The sequence below is a fragment of the Parabacteroides sp. Marseille-P3160 genome (assembly GCF_900162725.1).
Lineage (GTDB): Bacteria > Bacteroidota > Bacteroidia > Bacteroidales > Tannerellaceae > Marseille-P3160.
Window position 1 is genome coordinate 566,831 of the sequence record NZ_LT799418.1, and the last position, 15,213, is coordinate 582,043.

The following is a 15,213-nucleotide window of genomic DNA, read 5'->3' on the forward strand; positions in this document are numbered from 1 at the left end:
AAGAGATATGGAAAAAGATAGAATGTTTTTCTACAACGAGACTAATCCTCCCACGTCAGTAAGCCCGAACGGAACATACTACATAAAGAGGAAATACACGACGGAAATTTGGGTTAAGTTTAACAATCACATCGAGCTGATGTCTATTATCGATATAGCGAATATGGATAACTACTGGTATGGTATACGAAAGACAAAGGCGAATGATTCAAAACTTCCTACACGTGTGGGTTCCTTGCAAATGCATAAGGATCTTCCTGTGCAAAACGGTATATACCGTTACCTTGCCACTCCTAATGGAGATGTTAAGCTTGGAAATGAGGATTCAACGGTAGATGAAAACGGAAATACAGTTGCGATAGATGGTAGCAACGGGAATCTTTTGCTTCGTGTGCCGGACTTTTATCTTAAAGTGGTTGATACGGACGAATATACGGAATGGCGCATTTCCCCTTATGCTCTACCTGGTTTTGAACTTATTTCCGTGTTCGACATTGCTCCTACATTCTCTACTTACGATAATGTTAACAATAGGGCTGCGACTGTTTGTAGTCTTATATGGGATGAAAATGAAATCGCAAGGGATGCGAACGGATTCCCTATTGTGACGGCTAATGCCGCCCGTTTCCGGGGCGCAAACAACGCCTCCGACAGCGATGGAACGGCTAAATCAGGACTCGGAATGGCTCGAACAGCTATCGCATCGGCCGACATAATTAATAAATGTAAGGCAGTGGGTGCAGACTACAATAACAGCTCCGGATTAGCATATAATGCACTTGCGCTCCTCTACTATATCGAGTATTGCAATTTCGATATTCAGGAAACCTATAATCCTATTTTGGATTCTAACGGATACCATCAGGGAGGACTTGGTAATGGCACCGCAGTAAATGGTACAGAATGGCTTAATTTTAATGCCTATTATCCTTTTATTCCCTCTTTAGTTACGGCTAAAATAGGAAATAAGACAGGCCTTGTAAGTTACACTATAAAAAACTGGAAAAATACGGGTACGGGAGAAGCTCCGATATATGAAGACAAAGTAGTCAATGTGGCATCTTATCGTGGTTTTGAACTACCGTCTGAATATATCCTTTTAATATCATCCGATTATGCCGTATGGCATCAAACAGCCGACCAGGGAGGAAAATCCCTTTGCTATTTCTGTAAAGATATTAGTAAAATAGTTGTTCCGTCAGATAATCAGGCCACTGTTCCGGATGGATATGAACTTATCGCCGAGTTACCCCGTGTGGATGGATATATAAAAACTGTTTCCCCAAATATACACATGATGCCTACTTCCGTTGGTGGGGCCGCGAATAAGACTTACTGCGACTATTACTATTGTCCTACGGATGATGCATCACCTTCCTATGGCTGGTTCTCTACCCGTTTTGTTGGCAATGCGTCTTATGGGGCGTATGCCGGTTGGCGTTGTGCGTTTACGCATTATCGGTTTGCGTTTGCGTATGCGTTTCACGGGTTCCGCTTGTGCCGGGAAAAGCGAATAAGTGCTTAGGCGGCCAGCGGGCTGCACGGAAGAACATCGGAAAAACATTTTAAAAATGGCGATAAATGGAAAGATTGACTAAAAAGCTTTTTTCAACATTCAGGCCGAACATATTCGACTGGATAAACGATTATCAGGTGTTGTATAATCACAATATCGAGGAAGGTGTGCAGGAAGAAACAGAAGGTTTTTTTTATGATTCACTACTGGTTGACTATCCTGTTAACTCTAATACTATATTCAAAACGCTGATAGAGGAACTATATCCTGTATCGGTTGAGAATAAGCTACGTAATGACTATGAGGCTTCTGTGCTTGGTATAGTTACCGAGGAGAGGAAACAACCCTATTTGAATTTCCTGGCATTAAGAAAAAACACTCATGAAATGGTAGAACAAGACTGCATAGATAACGGCATAGCATTATGAAAAGGTTTGCTGACTTTGGAATACAGATGAAGATGGGGAGCAAGAAGAGCTTTGATTGCCCGGAGGTATCAATTTATTCTGTCCTTAACACAGAGATAGAAGTTGTAGACTTCGAAAAGGTGAATACATCTTTTGGGGAAGGACGGCATCTTGTGCTGTTTAGGCAAAAATGGACAACTTCAAAAGTTTTTTACATAATCGGCGCCTATCTCGAATGCGTTGGATGCTATCCCCGAAGATGGTTTCCCGTTTCTTGCAACGGTTAAACAGAGAGTATTCGGAAAATCAAAAACATTTTATTTGAATGAAATACTTTATACCATACTCTAAAAAAGAAGATGGATCCTACGAAAGGATGGATGGATTCATCGGAGAGCCGGGAAAATCCCCAGTCATCCGTGATAGCTCTGCATTAGGCTATAAAACTTGGTGGGTATATGACAATGACCTGAAGGATTATGTAGATACCGGCGTCAGGGTGGAGGCTATAGTAGCTATCGAAGATGGTACTATTCAATTCACCGGGGCGGCTTCGAGACAGAATCTTACATCCGGGGAAAAACTTTCAATTTCGCTCGGTAAGATTTGGAAGTGGTTTGCCGACCTCGGAAGCCTTGCGTTTAAGAGTGCTGTTGCGTGGGGTACAGACATAACGGGTATACCGTCTTGGATAGGATCGAGCAAGCCGTCTTATACGAAATCGGAAATAGGCTTAGGAAGTGTAGATAACACGTCCGATGCAAGCAAACCGATTTCAACCGCAGCCCAAACAGCCCTGAACGCAAAAGCTAACCTCGTAGACGGTAAGGTTCCGGCAAGCGAATTACCTTCCTATGTAGACGATGTATTAGAAGGAACTCTGTACTCCGAAACGGAGTTTAGAAATGTTCAAAACGTGGCCTACACGCCGGAATCAGGTAAAATCTATACTGACCTTACGACGAATCTACAATATAGGTGGTCTGGCAGCGTATACGTCGTTATCTCCCCGTCGTTGGCATTAGGGGAAACGAGTAACACGGCTTTTGCAGGAAATAGAGGAAAGGCGGTAGAGGACAGATTAGCCGGGATCGCTCAAGTTAACGGATCTTCAACTTTGGCTACTTCTGCGTGGGTGTTGAATACTACTTCAAATCTCTATGAAGCAACAATCTCTAATGCATCCATCAAATCAACATCTATAATCGACGCGGCAACGGCAGATGAATCTTACGATGCTGCTGCGGATGCACAGCTTTACCCTTCGATTGACGTATCGGCCGGATCATTCAAAGTGAAGGCTAAAAGCCAACCTACAGGAGATGTGATTATAAACTATTCAATTATAAACCTATGAGCGGATATTTAAGAGCGCCAGGCGGGGGCGGGTTGACAATAAACAAGGAAGAGGTTAGTATAACCCCGACTATCGACGTTACAAAGGGAGATATAGTATACCTTAAAAACGGTACGTACTCTAAATTGTATCTCGATAACTATGAGAGGCAATACCTTATAAAGAAGTCCGCAACCGCAAATACACAGACAACTGCATATTTGATCCTAACGGCAGACATAAGTACAAAGTTCCTTTTTCACGCTGAGAATAACATTGCGGATGATTCCGAAAGCAATTTATATGGGACAATAACAGGAAGCGTTAATTATTCAGCGGGAAAATTCGGACAAGGGGTATCGGCAGGTAGTTCAAGTTCATCTATTGATTTTGATTCTATAGGATCTGTCTTAAATCTTCCGTCGTGGAGCGAATTTGCAGTCGAGTGGTGGGAGAAAAGGTCTTCTACGGCAGACTCAGGGGGTGTTGTGTCTATAGCAGCGAATAAATCATCTACATTTTCGAGGTATGTCTTCGGACAAAGTTATAGCGGAACACTGTATTTCGTAATAAATGAAACAACTATCTCGATGGGGACAATCGAAGCAAATGACTGGAGGCATCTAAGGGTAACAAAATCAGGAAATACATATAAGACGTGGAAAAACGGGGTATTGGTAGCAACAACAACAAGTTCCGCCGCATTTACGCCTGTTGTTATGTGGCTTCTCAATACGACGAAGAACGCATCTGCATTTACTGGTCTTGTTATAGACGAATTGAGGATATCGGATGTGGTTCGGGATACGGACAATTTCGCGCCTCCATCCGGGCCATTCGGAAGATATAACTAATAACCGGGCATGTGCCCACAAATTTTTTAAATATGAAAACTAAAATTTTATTGTTTATCGCGATGTTATTCGCAAGTGTAACGTGCTTATTTGCACAAGTTGACTCAACGGCCGCAATCGGTTCCGATCCAGGATGGAATGTTTGGAATCTTATCTTTCCCGGGGACTTTTCCTCTTTTGCTTCTGTGACCGCTATTATAGCTGTTGCGATTACTCAAGTAGTCAAGTGGGTTGCTAAACTTACAGGAAAAGAAATTACGAAAGCAATTTACAAGATTCTGATTTCAATCGCCGTATCGGCCGTTTATCTTGTTTTCGGGTATTTAAGCGGAAAAGCCGTATTTCTTCAGGGGGCAGAATGGTATGAGATCGTACTGACTATTCTTGTTGCTGGATTAAGCGGATCCGGGGCCTTCGATCTATTAAAGAGTTTAGTGTCGAAAGAGGAGAAAGATACAAGCGTGGAAATTGGTGTTGTAAAATAAGGCAATTAGAGTTTAGGTTATCCAGAGGGGCGGTTACGGCCGTCCCTGTTTAAAAAGAAAAGAAGATGGATCGCATTTGGGAAATTATTAGCGGAATATTATTACTGGGAAACATACCTTGGTTTTTATACGTAAAAGCAGAAAGAAAAAAACATAACGCGGAAGCTAATCAGGCAGACGCGGAAGCGGAAAAAGTAAAGATAGACTTACAGCAAGATCAATACGATTATTTAACCGCGAAACTTACACAATACCAGAAGGAATACAGAGAGATACAAGAACAGTTTAATGCCGCGACGGATAAATACACAAAAGAACTTATTGCGATCCGAATCGAATTTTCGGATAAAATAAACGAAAAATGCAACGAAATAGCCGAGACAAAAAGCAAGGTTACTTTTTATAGAGGATTCCGGTGTTACAAATCCGATTGCAAGTTAAGGGATCAGGTGTACAAGAAAAAGGAAAAAGATGGCGACAACAAAATACCCGAGGGGATTACGGAACAATAACCCCGGAAACATCAGAATTAATTCAGACAAGTTTCAAGGCGAGGTTATCCCGTCAAAAGACAAAAGTTTCAAAACTTTTGTTTCGATGGCATACGGCTACCGGTCGATGTTCCGCATAATCAGGAACTATAAGCTGATATATAAGTTAAATACGCTCCGGGAATGGATATACCGGTGGGCCCCCCCGGAGGACAGTAATGATACAGAAGCTTATATTAAAAGTGTATCGAATAACGCGAAGGTTCGTCCGGACGTGGAAATCGATGTAAACAACGAAGATCTGATGTGCCGGATTATAGCTGCTATGTCGGGGGTTGAAAATGGAATACCGGCTGTTATGGGGGACGTAAGGGCCGGATGGAAACTTCTTACAATATAACGATTAATCTGTCAAGATTATTATTTTTCACCAGCTCCGTAGGTTCGTACCCTACGGAGTATTAAAAAATTGATATTATGACACAACAGGAGTTTGAAAAAGCATTCACCCGGCCGGCAAAGGTCTACCACAAAGGCAGGGAATATGAAGTAAATGCAGTTGATTTCGATCGAAAGCAAATCGGGCTGCTCGACGTAAATAGCGTAGACGGAACGAAATGGGTAGAAATTGAAAAGGTAGGGTTATGAAACAGGTATTCTACTTATTAGTGTCGCTCGCAATGTTTTCCGGATGCCGGTCGATTAAATATGTTCCGGTCGAAAGTGTGCGTACGGAATATAAGGATAAGATACAACGCGATAGCATTTATCAGCTCGACAGTGTACGTGTTTATCAACTCGGCGATACGGTGTACTTTAATAAGTATAAGTACATCTACCGCTATAATACTGTCCGGGATAGCGTCTATATACGCGATTCTATACAGGTTCCGTTCCCGGTAGAAAAAGAGCTAACCCGCTGGCAAAAAACGAAGATGGATTTCGGAGGCTGGGCGATGGGTGTTGCGTCCGGGTTGCTAATCATAGGGATAGGGTATATAGTTATTTGGCTAACGAAGAAATTAAAGAAATAGATATTAATACTAAGTAAAATTCTCAATCTGTTTGCCGCCTTTGTTCGTGAGAATAGAGGCGGTTTTTTATTGTTTTTTTCAAAAATAAATGGCTAAATGTTTTTATAATAACAAATATGTTATTACATTTGTAATGTCAAACAATTAAAGCTATTAAGAATGAAAAAAACAGAAAAGATCAGGAGGCAAGCAGAGAGGGATTTACTCTTTTACCTCCGTTACTTTAAAAAGTTTCCTCCGGATACGAGGGAAAGGTTTCAGAGAGAGATAGACCGGTTGATAGAGTTTCTCAAAGAATTAGAGTAAAAACAAGCCCCCTCGAAAGAGGGGGTATAAAACAAAAAAAAGGTATGGATAAGAAAATACAAGAATTAAAAGAACGTTTCCGGGTAGCAAAAACCGATAAGGAACTGGAAGAAATAGACAAAGAGATAGATTCACTATCAAGTAATAATAAGGTTGAATTTGCCGGCAAAATGTTGGATTCGATACAGGAAACAAATAAGGAACTAGAAGAAGCCATCTTGCGTGAAAAGCTAAAAGATATACTACCTGCGATATCGGTGTCACACCTCGCAAAAGAATATTTTCAAAAGTCTCCGCAATGGTTTTATCAGAGGCTAAATGGTAACATAGTAAACAATAAAAAAGCATCGTTTACGAGAGAAGAACTAGGCATATTAGCACATGCGCTAACAGATATTTCAGATAAGATAAAACAGTCGGTAGCTTTAGTTGTTTGACAGTAGCTTAGTTTCCGATTGTGCCCCGGCTTATTAGGTCGGGGCTTTTACTTGCAAAAAATTTGCAAATTGCAAATGAATATACTATATTATATTATGAAACAATTGTTTATATTCATTAATTAGGCTACACAGAGTAGCACGGCCATTATTAATTGGATGTTCATCCGTTTCATTTACACTGACTTTAGAGTTCCGGTTTGTCGTCTCCTTCTTCCGGATCCGTTTCCTCATCCGTCTGTAAAGAGAACTTGACGGTCTTCCGGGTCTCTTGTAAAGACCCAGACGGTGTGAAGACAATCTTCGGCTTGCGGAGCAGCGAAGTATCGAAATCCTTCTTTTCATCCACCCGGTCGCTACTTACGGAGAGGCGGAAATTACCGAAGGAATCGAACTGCACGATGCGTCCCTGCTTCAATTCATAATCCATCACGAAATTAAGGGAATCCAGGACCGCCTTGACATCGGCGCTGGAGATGGAACTTCTGGCTGAAATCAGTTGACATAAGGCAGCCAGATTGGTCTTGCCCTGACTGACGTTACGTGCCATTAACTTATACCCTGAATCCTTTACACCTGGTTTTGCGGGTGTCTTTACTAATTTAATAAACTGTGCCATAATTTGAAAATTTAAATGATTAATTAAAAATGATTACTTTGTTGTACCGGTACGACGCAAAGATATCCTGCGTAGAAAGGGGCAAAAAGGTCTGAGAAGGCATTAAAACTGAGAGTAAAAAGGATCCGATCCCCTCTTTATAGTGCTGTAGCGATGATTTAAGGAGAATTCCCTGTTTTTTAAAGGCCTTCTTAGAGCTTTTATAAAAACGCTCTTTGGGGAGATTAAAAGGTGGTCTATCGATAATTTAATAGGCTGTATGATAGTTTTTTATGGCCTAATCAAGGAAAGTATGCGTGATGAAAGATTTAATATATATTAAAGGTGTAAAGGAACTATTTACATACCTTTATCAAGAGGATGTTTATTCACAATTCATCCCGGAATTCTTCCTGAAAATTCATAGTTATAAACGAAAACAATGAGTACTGTGACTGGAGCCATTCATAACTATGAATGAAAAGGTTCATAACTATGAATTTTCACATGGCAAATCGACTTGATTTTGACCGGTCAATTTAATTTTTAAGGGCGTTTTATCTCCTGATTTGCGAAGCCGAAAGATGTTCTTTTCGGCTTTATCCATGATTATAATGTTTGGTTTTATGGGTCTTACCGTCTGTGCAGTTACCGAGAATTCCTCGGTAACTGAATTTTCGTCCAGTTCGTTCTCTTTGAATATGTTTTTAAGATGCAGTGATATATTGTCTGTTGAACAATCAACAAAGTTGCCATTAACTTTTGACTGAGCCAAATCGTTTCATCTTGAGAAGGAGAAAATAAAGTTATTACTTATCCTGCCTGCCACTTTGCACAGACGGATTGATATTACAGAATTCCTGGAACTAAAAATACACAATAATCTATTACAATATTAAAGGTAAAATCCTTGAGGAGTTATCTTTGGATAAAACAGATTACTTTCAGGATGTTCGTAGAGTCTCATTATTTGAATCTTATTGTTACTAAAAAATAATGCGGGATGTTGAAATGTTCTCCCAAATTCTCAGGTTTTACATTTGATTGAACAACTTCACAATAAGAACCGGAACCGTCTTTATGAATAGTTGGTGTTATTATTGCGAAGATTGGAATCTCTTGTTTAGAGTTTATGTCTATATTTAGTTCGCTTTTACTTCCAAAGAAATCTTTCAAAGCATATTTGTCAGATTCATCATTTAATTTGAAATAAGATTTTTTGCTTCCAAATTTTTGTCCTCTTATGTAAGTCTTTAAATTCCCGTCAGTCATACTAAAGAAAAATTTTAATGATTCTTTATCTGATGCAATTTTGAAATAATCAGATTCAGAACCGTCGAAAAGCTTCGATACACTAATTAGCTTTCCATTTACAAACTCTTGCAAATTAATTTCATACTGTTTTCCTTTAAGTTTTTCACCTTCGAAATTTAATTCCTCAATGTAGATATTTTCAAAATCAATTAAATCTTGGATTTCTCTATTCTCACTTCCGTAATTATTGGTAACTTTAATCGTATCTTGTGCAAATACAAAATTTGTAATTGAGATTAAAGCTAAAATGGGTAATGCATTCTTTAATTTCATACGTACATTTTTTTCATTAAGGTAAAACATGTGTATGAGAAATATTGTGTGAGGGATTGTGTCTTGCTACCGTTTGCGTGTCTTTTTATTGAACTCTATTTCCTTCTCTGCAACAAAAGCTGAAGGTACATCAGACATTCGATCTGTTTTTTTATTCAGGTTTTTCAGATCTTCGTTCTCTTTCTTTAATAATGCGTTTTCAGCAGACAGGTCGCACAGTTTTTCGATAAAATCTTTTGCAGATTCACTGGGGTATATCAAGTTGCTTGATTTTTTATTTTCCGTTGTCATTTCCATATCGGAATATAAGATGTCATGAGCCGAAACTTTATAAATATCCACTATCCGCTTCAATATATTATAGTCCGGTTCACTAACTCCGTTTTCATAATTAGATATAGAGTTAGACTTTAATTCCAATAACTTAGCCAATTCTCCTTGGGTCATGTTTTGCTTTTCCCTAAGAAACTTCAGGTTTTTTGAAAAAAATATCATATTTCTTGTGATTTTATTTTGTAATATCAAGAATCTTGATTTACTTTGTCTTGTCTTTCTTGACAAAGTTAGAAATAATATAAATAATAGTCTTGAATATGACGACAAAGATTTTTACAAGTACAGAAATTAAAGATTTGAAAATTTCCGCATTAGCCAGGAAATATAAATGTTCCGATGACTATGTCAGGAGAGTTTTGAAAGGTGATCGTGAGCGAAATACCGAACTCGCTCAAAGTATTGTAAGGGATGCCATTGATACCCTGGCCATCGTCAAACGAAAAACATATGCTCTCGTCTAAGAGCAAAATAATCCTTATCGACTGATTCTTAGCTTTACGGCTTAAGCATTGATAGCTGTAAAAGCAATTCTGAGGCTGAGTTCAAATTATGAAAAAACAATATAAAATTGATGAGCTATGAAAAAAGTTACGAAAAAAGGCGATAAACGCTTTAGATGATATCATTCGTTTATATGCGAAGTTTAAATGAATTATCAAATCTTATTTCACAATATGTTTAAATAAAATCTAGTATGTATGACAAACACGATTATTGATGTAAAAAAGATCATGTACCACTCTTTTCTACTTTTCCTTTTATCCATTATTTCATTAAATGGATATGCGGGTGAAAATTATAAAGTAAGTGAATCCTCTCAAAATGGCATGATTATCAAAGGTAAAATTATTGATCAAAATGGCCAGCCCTTACCTGGAGCAAATGTTACGATCGAAGGAACGACGAAAGGAGTTATCACGGACTCCGAAGGTTATTATGTTATTGAGGCGAAAAAAGGAGATGTGCTCGTTTTCTCGTTTATTAGTTTCCAACAACAAAAAATTACCGTATCGAATAAATCTGCGATTGATGTTACTATGATGGAAGAGACAACGACTCTAGATGAAGCGGTTGTTGTCGGAATGGGAACACAGAGGAAGGCCAGTGTTATAGGTGCGATTTCTGCCGTAGAAACAAGCTCTATCATTGCACCCCAGCGTTCTTTAGTGTCAGCATTGTCCGGAAGGGTTGCCGGCGCTACCATTGTACAGCGCTCGGGCGAACCTGGTTATGACAATGCCTCTTTTTGGATAAGGGGTATCTCGACGCTTGGTTCCAACCAAAGCCCGTTAATCCTGGTAGATGGCGTAGAAAGGGATATGACGAATCTTAACATAGAGGAAATAGAGTCTATATCTATTCTTAAAGATGCCTCAGCAACAGCTGTTTATGGAGTAAGGGCAGCCAATGGCGTCGTACTGGTAACGACCAAAAAAGGAATTGCCCAAAAGCCGGTTATTGATGTTAAATTTGAATATGGCGCATCTAATTTGGTAAATATGCCCCAATTTTTGGATGGGGCTAATTATGCACGTTTGTACAATGAAGCGTTAGGCTCAGAAAATTATTCGCAAGATTATATTGCTGCCCTAAAAAATCACACCAATAGGTTTTTATATCCAAATGTAAATTGGTTTGATGAAATTTTCACAGATTGGTCTACGAATGCAAATGCAACTATAAACATTCGAGGTGGAGGTGAAAGAGCCCGCTATTTTCTGAATGCAAGTTATTTTGAAGACAACGGCAATTTAAAAGACTACGGAATAAATGATTATTCGTCAAACATTAATCTCAAGCGTTATAATTTCCGTTCCAATGTAGATGTCACATTGACTAAATCCACGGTCGTCAGTTTAGAAATCGGGGCTAACTTAACGGATATACATGAACCCAGTGTAGGAAACAGAACACTTTATTCCACTTATTTTAATAGTCCGGCAGAAGAATTATTTTATTGGGCCTACCTTTCTACTCCTGTTTCCAATCCGGTCCGTCTTCCAATTGGAAAAAATTTGGATGGAAGTACAAAGTGGGGATGGGGAGCTCCGACGCAGGTAGGAGAAAGCAATCCTGTAGAACGTTTGATGGGGTCGGGTTATAACACTCGATATAGAACGCAAATAACAAGTCAAGTTATTCTTAATCAGAACTTAGATTTTCTATTGAAAGGATTGGACTTTAAGGGTTATTTCTCTTTTGACAATAATAATAACAATACTCAAATACGAAGTAAATCTTCCAGCACTTACGCTATAGATAACATCGATGATGAAACAGGCGATATCGTTGTCCGTGAAGTTAATAAAGGAGAAGATTTTTTAAGCTATTCTCAATATTATAATTCTAATAGGGCGATTGAAGCAAAAGCACAATTAAATTACAATCAGCTTTTTGATCAAAAACATCGTATTGGAGGAATGCTTATGTATTATCAGAGAGATTATATTAATAATTCTGCTTCAACCTCAATTATGGCCTTACCCTACAGAAAACAAGGTTTGGCCTTCAGAAGCACTTATTCATATGATGATAAATACTTCGCAGAATTTAATTTAGGATATAATGGTTCTGAAAATTTCCCCAAGAATAAACGTTTCGGCCTTTTCCCGGCAGGTGCATTTGGATATCTCATCTCAAATGAATCTTTCTGGAAGGTAAGAGCAATCAATGTTTTAAAACTGAGAGGATCAATTGGTTTAGTCGGATCCGATGCGCTTCCTTCAGATATGCGTTACGGTTATCTATCCACTTGGGGCAGTGGTTTAGGAAATTATGCTTTTGGAGAAAGTCCGACTACAATCGGAGGTGTCGGTGAAAATCAGGTAGGAGTGAGTGATCTGACATGGGAAAAAGGATTAAAGAAAGACCTAGGGATTGAATTGAGGATGTTGAATAATGCCATTTCGTTAGATCTGGATTTTTTCCACGAAAGAAGATCTGATATTTTGATCCAGCGCCAAACATTACCAGGTATCGCCGGACTAAATACAGCTCCATTTGCGAATATGGGAGTAATGACAAATAAAGGAATAGAGTCGACACTTGAATTAAACCATCAGATAGATAAATTACAGTACAAATTTTATGGGAATTTCACTTTCACCCGGAATGAGATAAAGGAGATGGATGAACCACAGAGAGAATGGGCAAACCGTATGAGGACAGGCCATCGATATGGGCAGCAATTCGGGTTGATCGCTCTAGGATTATTTAAAGACCAGGAGGATATAGATAGTAGTCCGGAGCAGAAATTTGGAGAAGTTCGTCCTGGAGACGTTAAATACAAAGATGTGAATGGAGATGGTATTATCGATATTGATGATGAAACAGCCATCGGCTATTCTACTGTTCCGGAAATTATTTATGGCTTTGGAGCTCAATTTTTATGGAATGGTTTTGATTTTGGTATTTTCTTCAGAGGGCAGGCCAACGTTTCTTATGCATTAGGAGGTTCTACATTTATTCCATTTTCAGAAGGGGTCGGTAAAGGAAACGTCTTTGAAAAAGCGATGGATCGGTGGACTGTAGAAAATCCTAATCCGGATGCTTTTTATCCCCGATTATCCAATGGACGATCTACAAATAACTGGCAGGCTTCCACCCGTAATCTTTATAATGGAAATTTACTCCGGCTAAATGATATTGAGTTGGGTTATACCATTCCTCGGAAAAAGACTTCATTCTTAGGAATAGAAGGTTTACGTATTTATTTTCTAGCAAATAATGTCGCTTTATTTTCTAAATGGAAAATGTGGGACCCGGAAACAGGCACATCGAATGGGAACAAATATCCGCTTGCCCGGAAAATTAATTTCGGTATTAGAACAACTTTTTAAATAATGATGTAGAAATGAAAAAACAGATAATAATTTTAGTTGCAGTCTTATCGTGTATGTTTGCAGGTTGTTCCGACTTCCTTGATAAACAACCGGACGACATGAAAACAGACGATATGGTTTGGAGCTCCAGAACAGAAGTCGAAGGTTATTTAGCGAATGTATATGCTGCGATTCCTTTGCACAATCTGCATCAAGATGATCCCTGGTTAGGTTGTTCGGATGAAATAGATCTATCATGGACTGTCTATAATACTTATGGCATTAATTTAGGAAACTGGAACCCTTCCTCCGGCTTCTATAATAAATACAGCCTTTGGTATAGAGCGATAAGGGCCTCTTTTGTCTTTGAGAATAATGTAGACAAGTGCGATGAATTGGGTAAAGATCTAAAAATACAATACAAAGCAGAAGTTAAGTTCCTTCGCGGATATTATTACTGGTTACTCCTCAGGCAATATGGCCCTGTTGTATTGTTAAAAGAATTACAATCCGGTGATACTGATTATGCCTCTCTTATGCGTGCCCCGTTTGATGAATGTGTGGATTACATTTGTCAAATGATGGATGAGGCGGAGAAAGACCTGCCCCTTCACTGGCGTGATAATACAAGTTGGATGGGTAAACCCAATAAAATGGTTTGCAAAGCGATTAAATCTCAGGTACTTTTGTTGGCAGCAAGCCCTCAGTGGAATGGGAATGAGGAATATGAAGACTTTAAGAATCCCGACGGAAGTCAATTGGCCAATACGATATATGATGAAAATAAGTGGGAAAAAGCCGCTGCAGCAAGTCGGGAAGTAATTAATATTTCAGAACAGAATCCTGAGGCGAAGCTTCGTTTGTACAAGAATAATGAAAACGGAGACGACGAGTTTAACCCATATAAATCATACGTGGATGTCCAATTAATAAAATGGAATTGCGAGATTATTTGGGGTGCCTATGGAAATTATAATACCGAGGCATGGATGATCCATACGACTCCTGGTCCTAAAACATTAGGTGGAGTCGGCCCTACACAACGTCTTGTCGACGCTTTTTTAATGGAAAATGGAAAAACAATTGACGATCCAAATTCCGGATATATTAAAGATGGTTTTTCTACAACTCCAAATAAACATTGGAATCCCCAAAATCGCGCAGTAAACACGGAAGACGGCCGTAAAAAAATGATTGCAGACATACGTCAATGCGATGCTTGGGGGCATTGGGCGGGGGACTGGAATATGTATGCAAATCGTGAACCCCGTTTTTATGCATCTATCCTTTATAATAGGCGGATTATCCCACAACTTCCCGATGACATTGATAAAAGGAATTATTTCAATACCGCAGGGCAAAAAGATGGATATGCTCGTGCAGAACTTTATTATGGAGGTGTTTCCCGCCAGTCCGGTTCATATACATTCTTCTCTCGTACTGGGTATCTGGCATTCAAAAACAATGATCCGATGGCGAATATGTATGACCGTATTTTTCCTCAACAATATATGAATGTCTTTATCCGCTATGCGGAAATCTTATTAAATTATATAGAAGCGTTAAACGAGTATGATCCTTCAAATGCGGACATACGTAAATATTGGGATATGATACGAGAAAGAGCTGGCATACCCAGTGTTTTTTCTACGAATCCGGAAATTGCAGGAAATAAAGACCTGCAGCGTGAATTTATAATAAGGGAAAGGCAAATTGAACTGAATAGCGAAGGTGATCGATACTTTACAACAAGGCGTCGCTGGTTGGCTCACACTCCAGATCAGGGAGGAGCGACTGATGACCGTAAATACGGTGATGGCGGACGTATGTGGGGGATGGATATTAATGCGGGGGACCCGGCATCTAATAATTTTTCTTTTTCGGGTTTTTATAATGTAGTACCATTTGAAACGAGGATATTCAGAAAAGAATACTATTTGTTTCCAATTCCTCAGACTGAAATAGATATGAGTAAAAAATTAGTACAAAATCCATGGTGGTAAAA

17 protein-coding genes and 1 pseudogene are annotated in these 15,213 nt (G+C 39.1%); 14 read left to right on the forward strand and 4 right to left on the reverse strand.

What is annotated here, in order from left to right:
- Positions 1–7: 7 nt before the first annotated feature.
- The 11 genes from BQ8014_RS02345 (at position 8) to BQ8014_RS02390 (ending at position 6,866) form a co-directional block, all read left to right on the forward strand.
- Positions 8–1,525 carry a hypothetical protein gene (locus BQ8014_RS02345; protein ID WP_139785054.1) on the forward strand — a complete coding sequence of 506 codons (1,518 nt, stop codon included), beginning with the start codon at positions 8–10 and terminating at the stop codon, positions 1,523–1,525.
- Positions 1,526–1,581: 56 nt separating this feature from the next.
- On the forward strand, positions 1,582–1,944 hold the full coding sequence (locus tag BQ8014_RS02350) for a hypothetical protein (RefSeq protein WP_080902961.1): 363 nt from the start codon (positions 1,582–1,584) through the stop codon (positions 1,942–1,944).
- Positions 1,945–2,248: 304 nt separating this feature from the next.
- Positions 2,249–3,280, forward strand: coding sequence for a hypothetical protein (locus BQ8014_RS02360; RefSeq protein WP_080902963.1), 1,032 nt, complete (start codon positions 2,249–2,251; stop codon positions 3,278–3,280).
- Positions 3,277–4,113 carry a LamG-like jellyroll fold domain-containing protein gene (locus BQ8014_RS02365; RefSeq protein WP_080902964.1) on the forward strand — a complete coding sequence of 279 codons (837 nt, stop codon included), beginning with the start codon at positions 3,277–3,279 and terminating at the stop codon, positions 4,111–4,113. The genes BQ8014_RS02360 and BQ8014_RS02365 overlap by 4 nt, the downstream gene beginning before the upstream one ends.
- Positions 4,114–4,145: 32 nt before the next feature.
- Positions 4,146–4,598: a hypothetical protein gene (locus tag BQ8014_RS02370; RefSeq protein WP_080902965.1), complete on the forward strand. Its 453-nt coding sequence runs from the start codon at positions 4,146–4,148 to the stop codon at positions 4,596–4,598.
- A gap of 65 nt (positions 4,599–4,663) precedes the next feature.
- The gene (locus BQ8014_RS02375; protein WP_080902966.1) at positions 4,664–5,110 is read left to right on the forward strand and encodes an OmpH family outer membrane protein; all 447 of its coding nucleotides are present in this window, start codon (positions 4,664–4,666) and stop codon (positions 5,108–5,110) included.
- Positions 5,070–5,489 (forward strand): structural protein P5, encoded by a 420-nt coding sequence (locus BQ8014_RS02380; RefSeq protein WP_080902967.1) that lies wholly within the window; start codon positions 5,070–5,072, stop codon positions 5,487–5,489. The genes BQ8014_RS02375 and BQ8014_RS02380 overlap by 41 nt, the downstream gene beginning before the upstream one ends.
- Before the next feature lie 77 nt (positions 5,490–5,566).
- Complete coding sequence (locus BQ8014_RS19300; RefSeq protein WP_160150010.1) at positions 5,567–5,737, forward strand: hypothetical protein; 171 nt, start codon at positions 5,567–5,569, stop codon at positions 5,735–5,737.
- On the forward strand, positions 5,734–6,123 hold the full coding sequence (locus tag BQ8014_RS02385) for a hypothetical protein (protein ID WP_080902968.1): 390 nt from the start codon (positions 5,734–5,736) through the stop codon (positions 6,121–6,123). Before BQ8014_RS19300 ends, BQ8014_RS02385 begins: the two co-directional genes overlap by 4 nt.
- A gap of 159 nt (positions 6,124–6,282) precedes the next feature.
- Positions 6,283–6,429, forward strand: a complete 147-nt coding sequence (locus BQ8014_RS19305; protein ID WP_160150011.1) for a hypothetical protein — start codon at positions 6,283–6,285, stop codon at positions 6,427–6,429.
- 44 nt (positions 6,430–6,473) lie between these two features.
- Entirely contained in the window at positions 6,474–6,866 is a 393-nt protein-coding gene (locus BQ8014_RS02390) for a DUF5053 domain-containing protein (RefSeq protein ID WP_080902969.1), read from the forward strand.
- A gap of 187 nt (positions 6,867–7,053) precedes the next feature.
- On the opposite strand, the gene BQ8014_RS02395 is transcribed toward BQ8014_RS02390, so the two are convergent.
- The 4 genes and pseudogenes from BQ8014_RS02395 to BQ8014_RS02410 all read right to left on the reverse strand — a co-directional run bounded on the left by BQ8014_RS02395 (position 7,054) and on the right by BQ8014_RS02410 (position 9,546).
- Positions 7,054–7,485: an HU family DNA-binding protein gene (locus BQ8014_RS02395; RefSeq protein WP_080902970.1), complete on the reverse strand. Its 432-nt coding sequence runs from the start codon at positions 7,483–7,485 to the stop codon at positions 7,054–7,056.
- Positions 7,486–8,113: 628 nt separating this feature from the next.
- Positions 8,114–8,253 (reverse strand): annotated as a pseudogene (locus BQ8014_RS19615) (cell filamentation protein Fic); the annotation flags it as partial.
- Positions 8,254–8,430: 177 nt separating this feature from the next.
- Positions 8,431–9,051 (reverse strand): hypothetical protein, encoded by a 621-nt coding sequence (locus BQ8014_RS02405; RefSeq protein ID WP_080905766.1) that lies wholly within the window; start codon positions 9,049–9,051, stop codon positions 8,431–8,433.
- Between the two features lie 66 nt (positions 9,052–9,117).
- Positions 9,118–9,546, reverse strand: coding sequence for a helix-turn-helix domain-containing protein (locus tag BQ8014_RS02410; protein WP_139785055.1), 429 nt, complete (start codon positions 9,544–9,546; stop codon positions 9,118–9,120).
- 98 nt (positions 9,547–9,644) lie between these two features.
- Between BQ8014_RS02410 and BQ8014_RS02415 the strand changes: the two genes are divergently transcribed.
- The 3 genes from BQ8014_RS02415 (at position 9,645) to BQ8014_RS02425 (ending at position 15,211) form a co-directional block, all read left to right on the forward strand.
- Positions 9,645–9,848, forward strand: a complete 204-nt coding sequence (locus BQ8014_RS02415) for a hypothetical protein (RefSeq protein WP_139785056.1) — start codon at positions 9,645–9,647, stop codon at positions 9,846–9,848.
- Between the two features lie 237 nt (positions 9,849–10,085).
- The gene (locus tag BQ8014_RS02420; RefSeq protein WP_080902973.1) at positions 10,086–13,226 is read left to right on the forward strand and encodes a SusC/RagA family TonB-linked outer membrane protein; all 3,141 of its coding nucleotides are present in this window, start codon (positions 10,086–10,088) and stop codon (positions 13,224–13,226) included.
- Between the two features lie 14 nt (positions 13,227–13,240).
- Entirely contained in the window at positions 13,241–15,211 is a 1,971-nt protein-coding gene (locus tag BQ8014_RS02425; RefSeq protein WP_080902974.1) for a RagB/SusD family nutrient uptake outer membrane protein, read from the forward strand.
- Positions 15,212–15,213: the final 2 nt, after the last annotated feature.

Coding starts and splice junctions, on each gene's coding strand:
- BQ8014_RS02375 (WP_080902966.1), top strand. CDS start 4,664: ATGGATCGCATTTGGGAAATTATTAGCGGAATATTATTACTGGGAAAC.
- BQ8014_RS02365 (WP_080902964.1), top strand. CDS start 3,277: ATGAGCGGATATTTAAGAGCGCCAGGCGGGGGCGGGTTGACAATAAAC.
- BQ8014_RS02370 (WP_080902965.1), top strand. CDS start 4,146: ATGAAAACTAAAATTTTATTGTTTATCGCGATGTTATTCGCAAGTGTA.
- BQ8014_RS02380 (WP_080902967.1), top strand. CDS start 5,070: ATGGCGACAACAAAATACCCGAGGGGATTACGGAACAATAACCCCGGA.
- BQ8014_RS19305 (WP_160150011.1), top strand. CDS start 6,283: ATGAAAAAAACAGAAAAGATCAGGAGGCAAGCAGAGAGGGATTTACTC.
- BQ8014_RS19300 (WP_160150010.1), top strand. CDS start 5,567: ATGACACAACAGGAGTTTGAAAAAGCATTCACCCGGCCGGCAAAGGTC.
- BQ8014_RS02385 (WP_080902968.1), top strand. CDS start 5,734: ATGAAACAGGTATTCTACTTATTAGTGTCGCTCGCAATGTTTTCCGGA.
- BQ8014_RS02345 (WP_139785054.1), top strand. CDS start 8: ATGGAAAAAGATAGAATGTTTTTCTACAACGAGACTAATCCTCCCACG.
- BQ8014_RS02410 (WP_139785055.1), bottom strand. CDS start 9,546: ATGATATTTTTTTCAAAAAACCTGAAGTTTCTTAGGGAAAAGCAAAAC.
- BQ8014_RS02350 (WP_080902961.1), top strand. CDS start 1,582: ATGGAAAGATTGACTAAAAAGCTTTTTTCAACATTCAGGCCGAACATA.
- BQ8014_RS02390 (WP_080902969.1), top strand. CDS start 6,474: ATGGATAAGAAAATACAAGAATTAAAAGAACGTTTCCGGGTAGCAAAA.
- BQ8014_RS02415 (WP_139785056.1), top strand. CDS start 9,645: ATGACGACAAAGATTTTTACAAGTACAGAAATTAAAGATTTGAAAATT.
- BQ8014_RS02420 (WP_080902973.1), top strand. CDS start 10,086: ATGACAAACACGATTATTGATGTAAAAAAGATCATGTACCACTCTTTT.
- BQ8014_RS02395 (WP_080902970.1), bottom strand. CDS start 7,485: ATGGCACAGTTTATTAAATTAGTAAAGACACCCGCAAAACCAGGTGTA.
- BQ8014_RS02360 (WP_080902963.1), top strand. CDS start 2,249: ATGAAATACTTTATACCATACTCTAAAAAAGAAGATGGATCCTACGAA.
- BQ8014_RS02405 (WP_080905766.1), bottom strand. CDS start 9,051: ATGAAATTAAAGAATGCATTACCCATTTTAGCTTTAATCTCAATTACA.
- BQ8014_RS02425 (WP_080902974.1), top strand. CDS start 13,241: ATGAAAAAACAGATAATAATTTTAGTTGCAGTCTTATCGTGTATGTTT.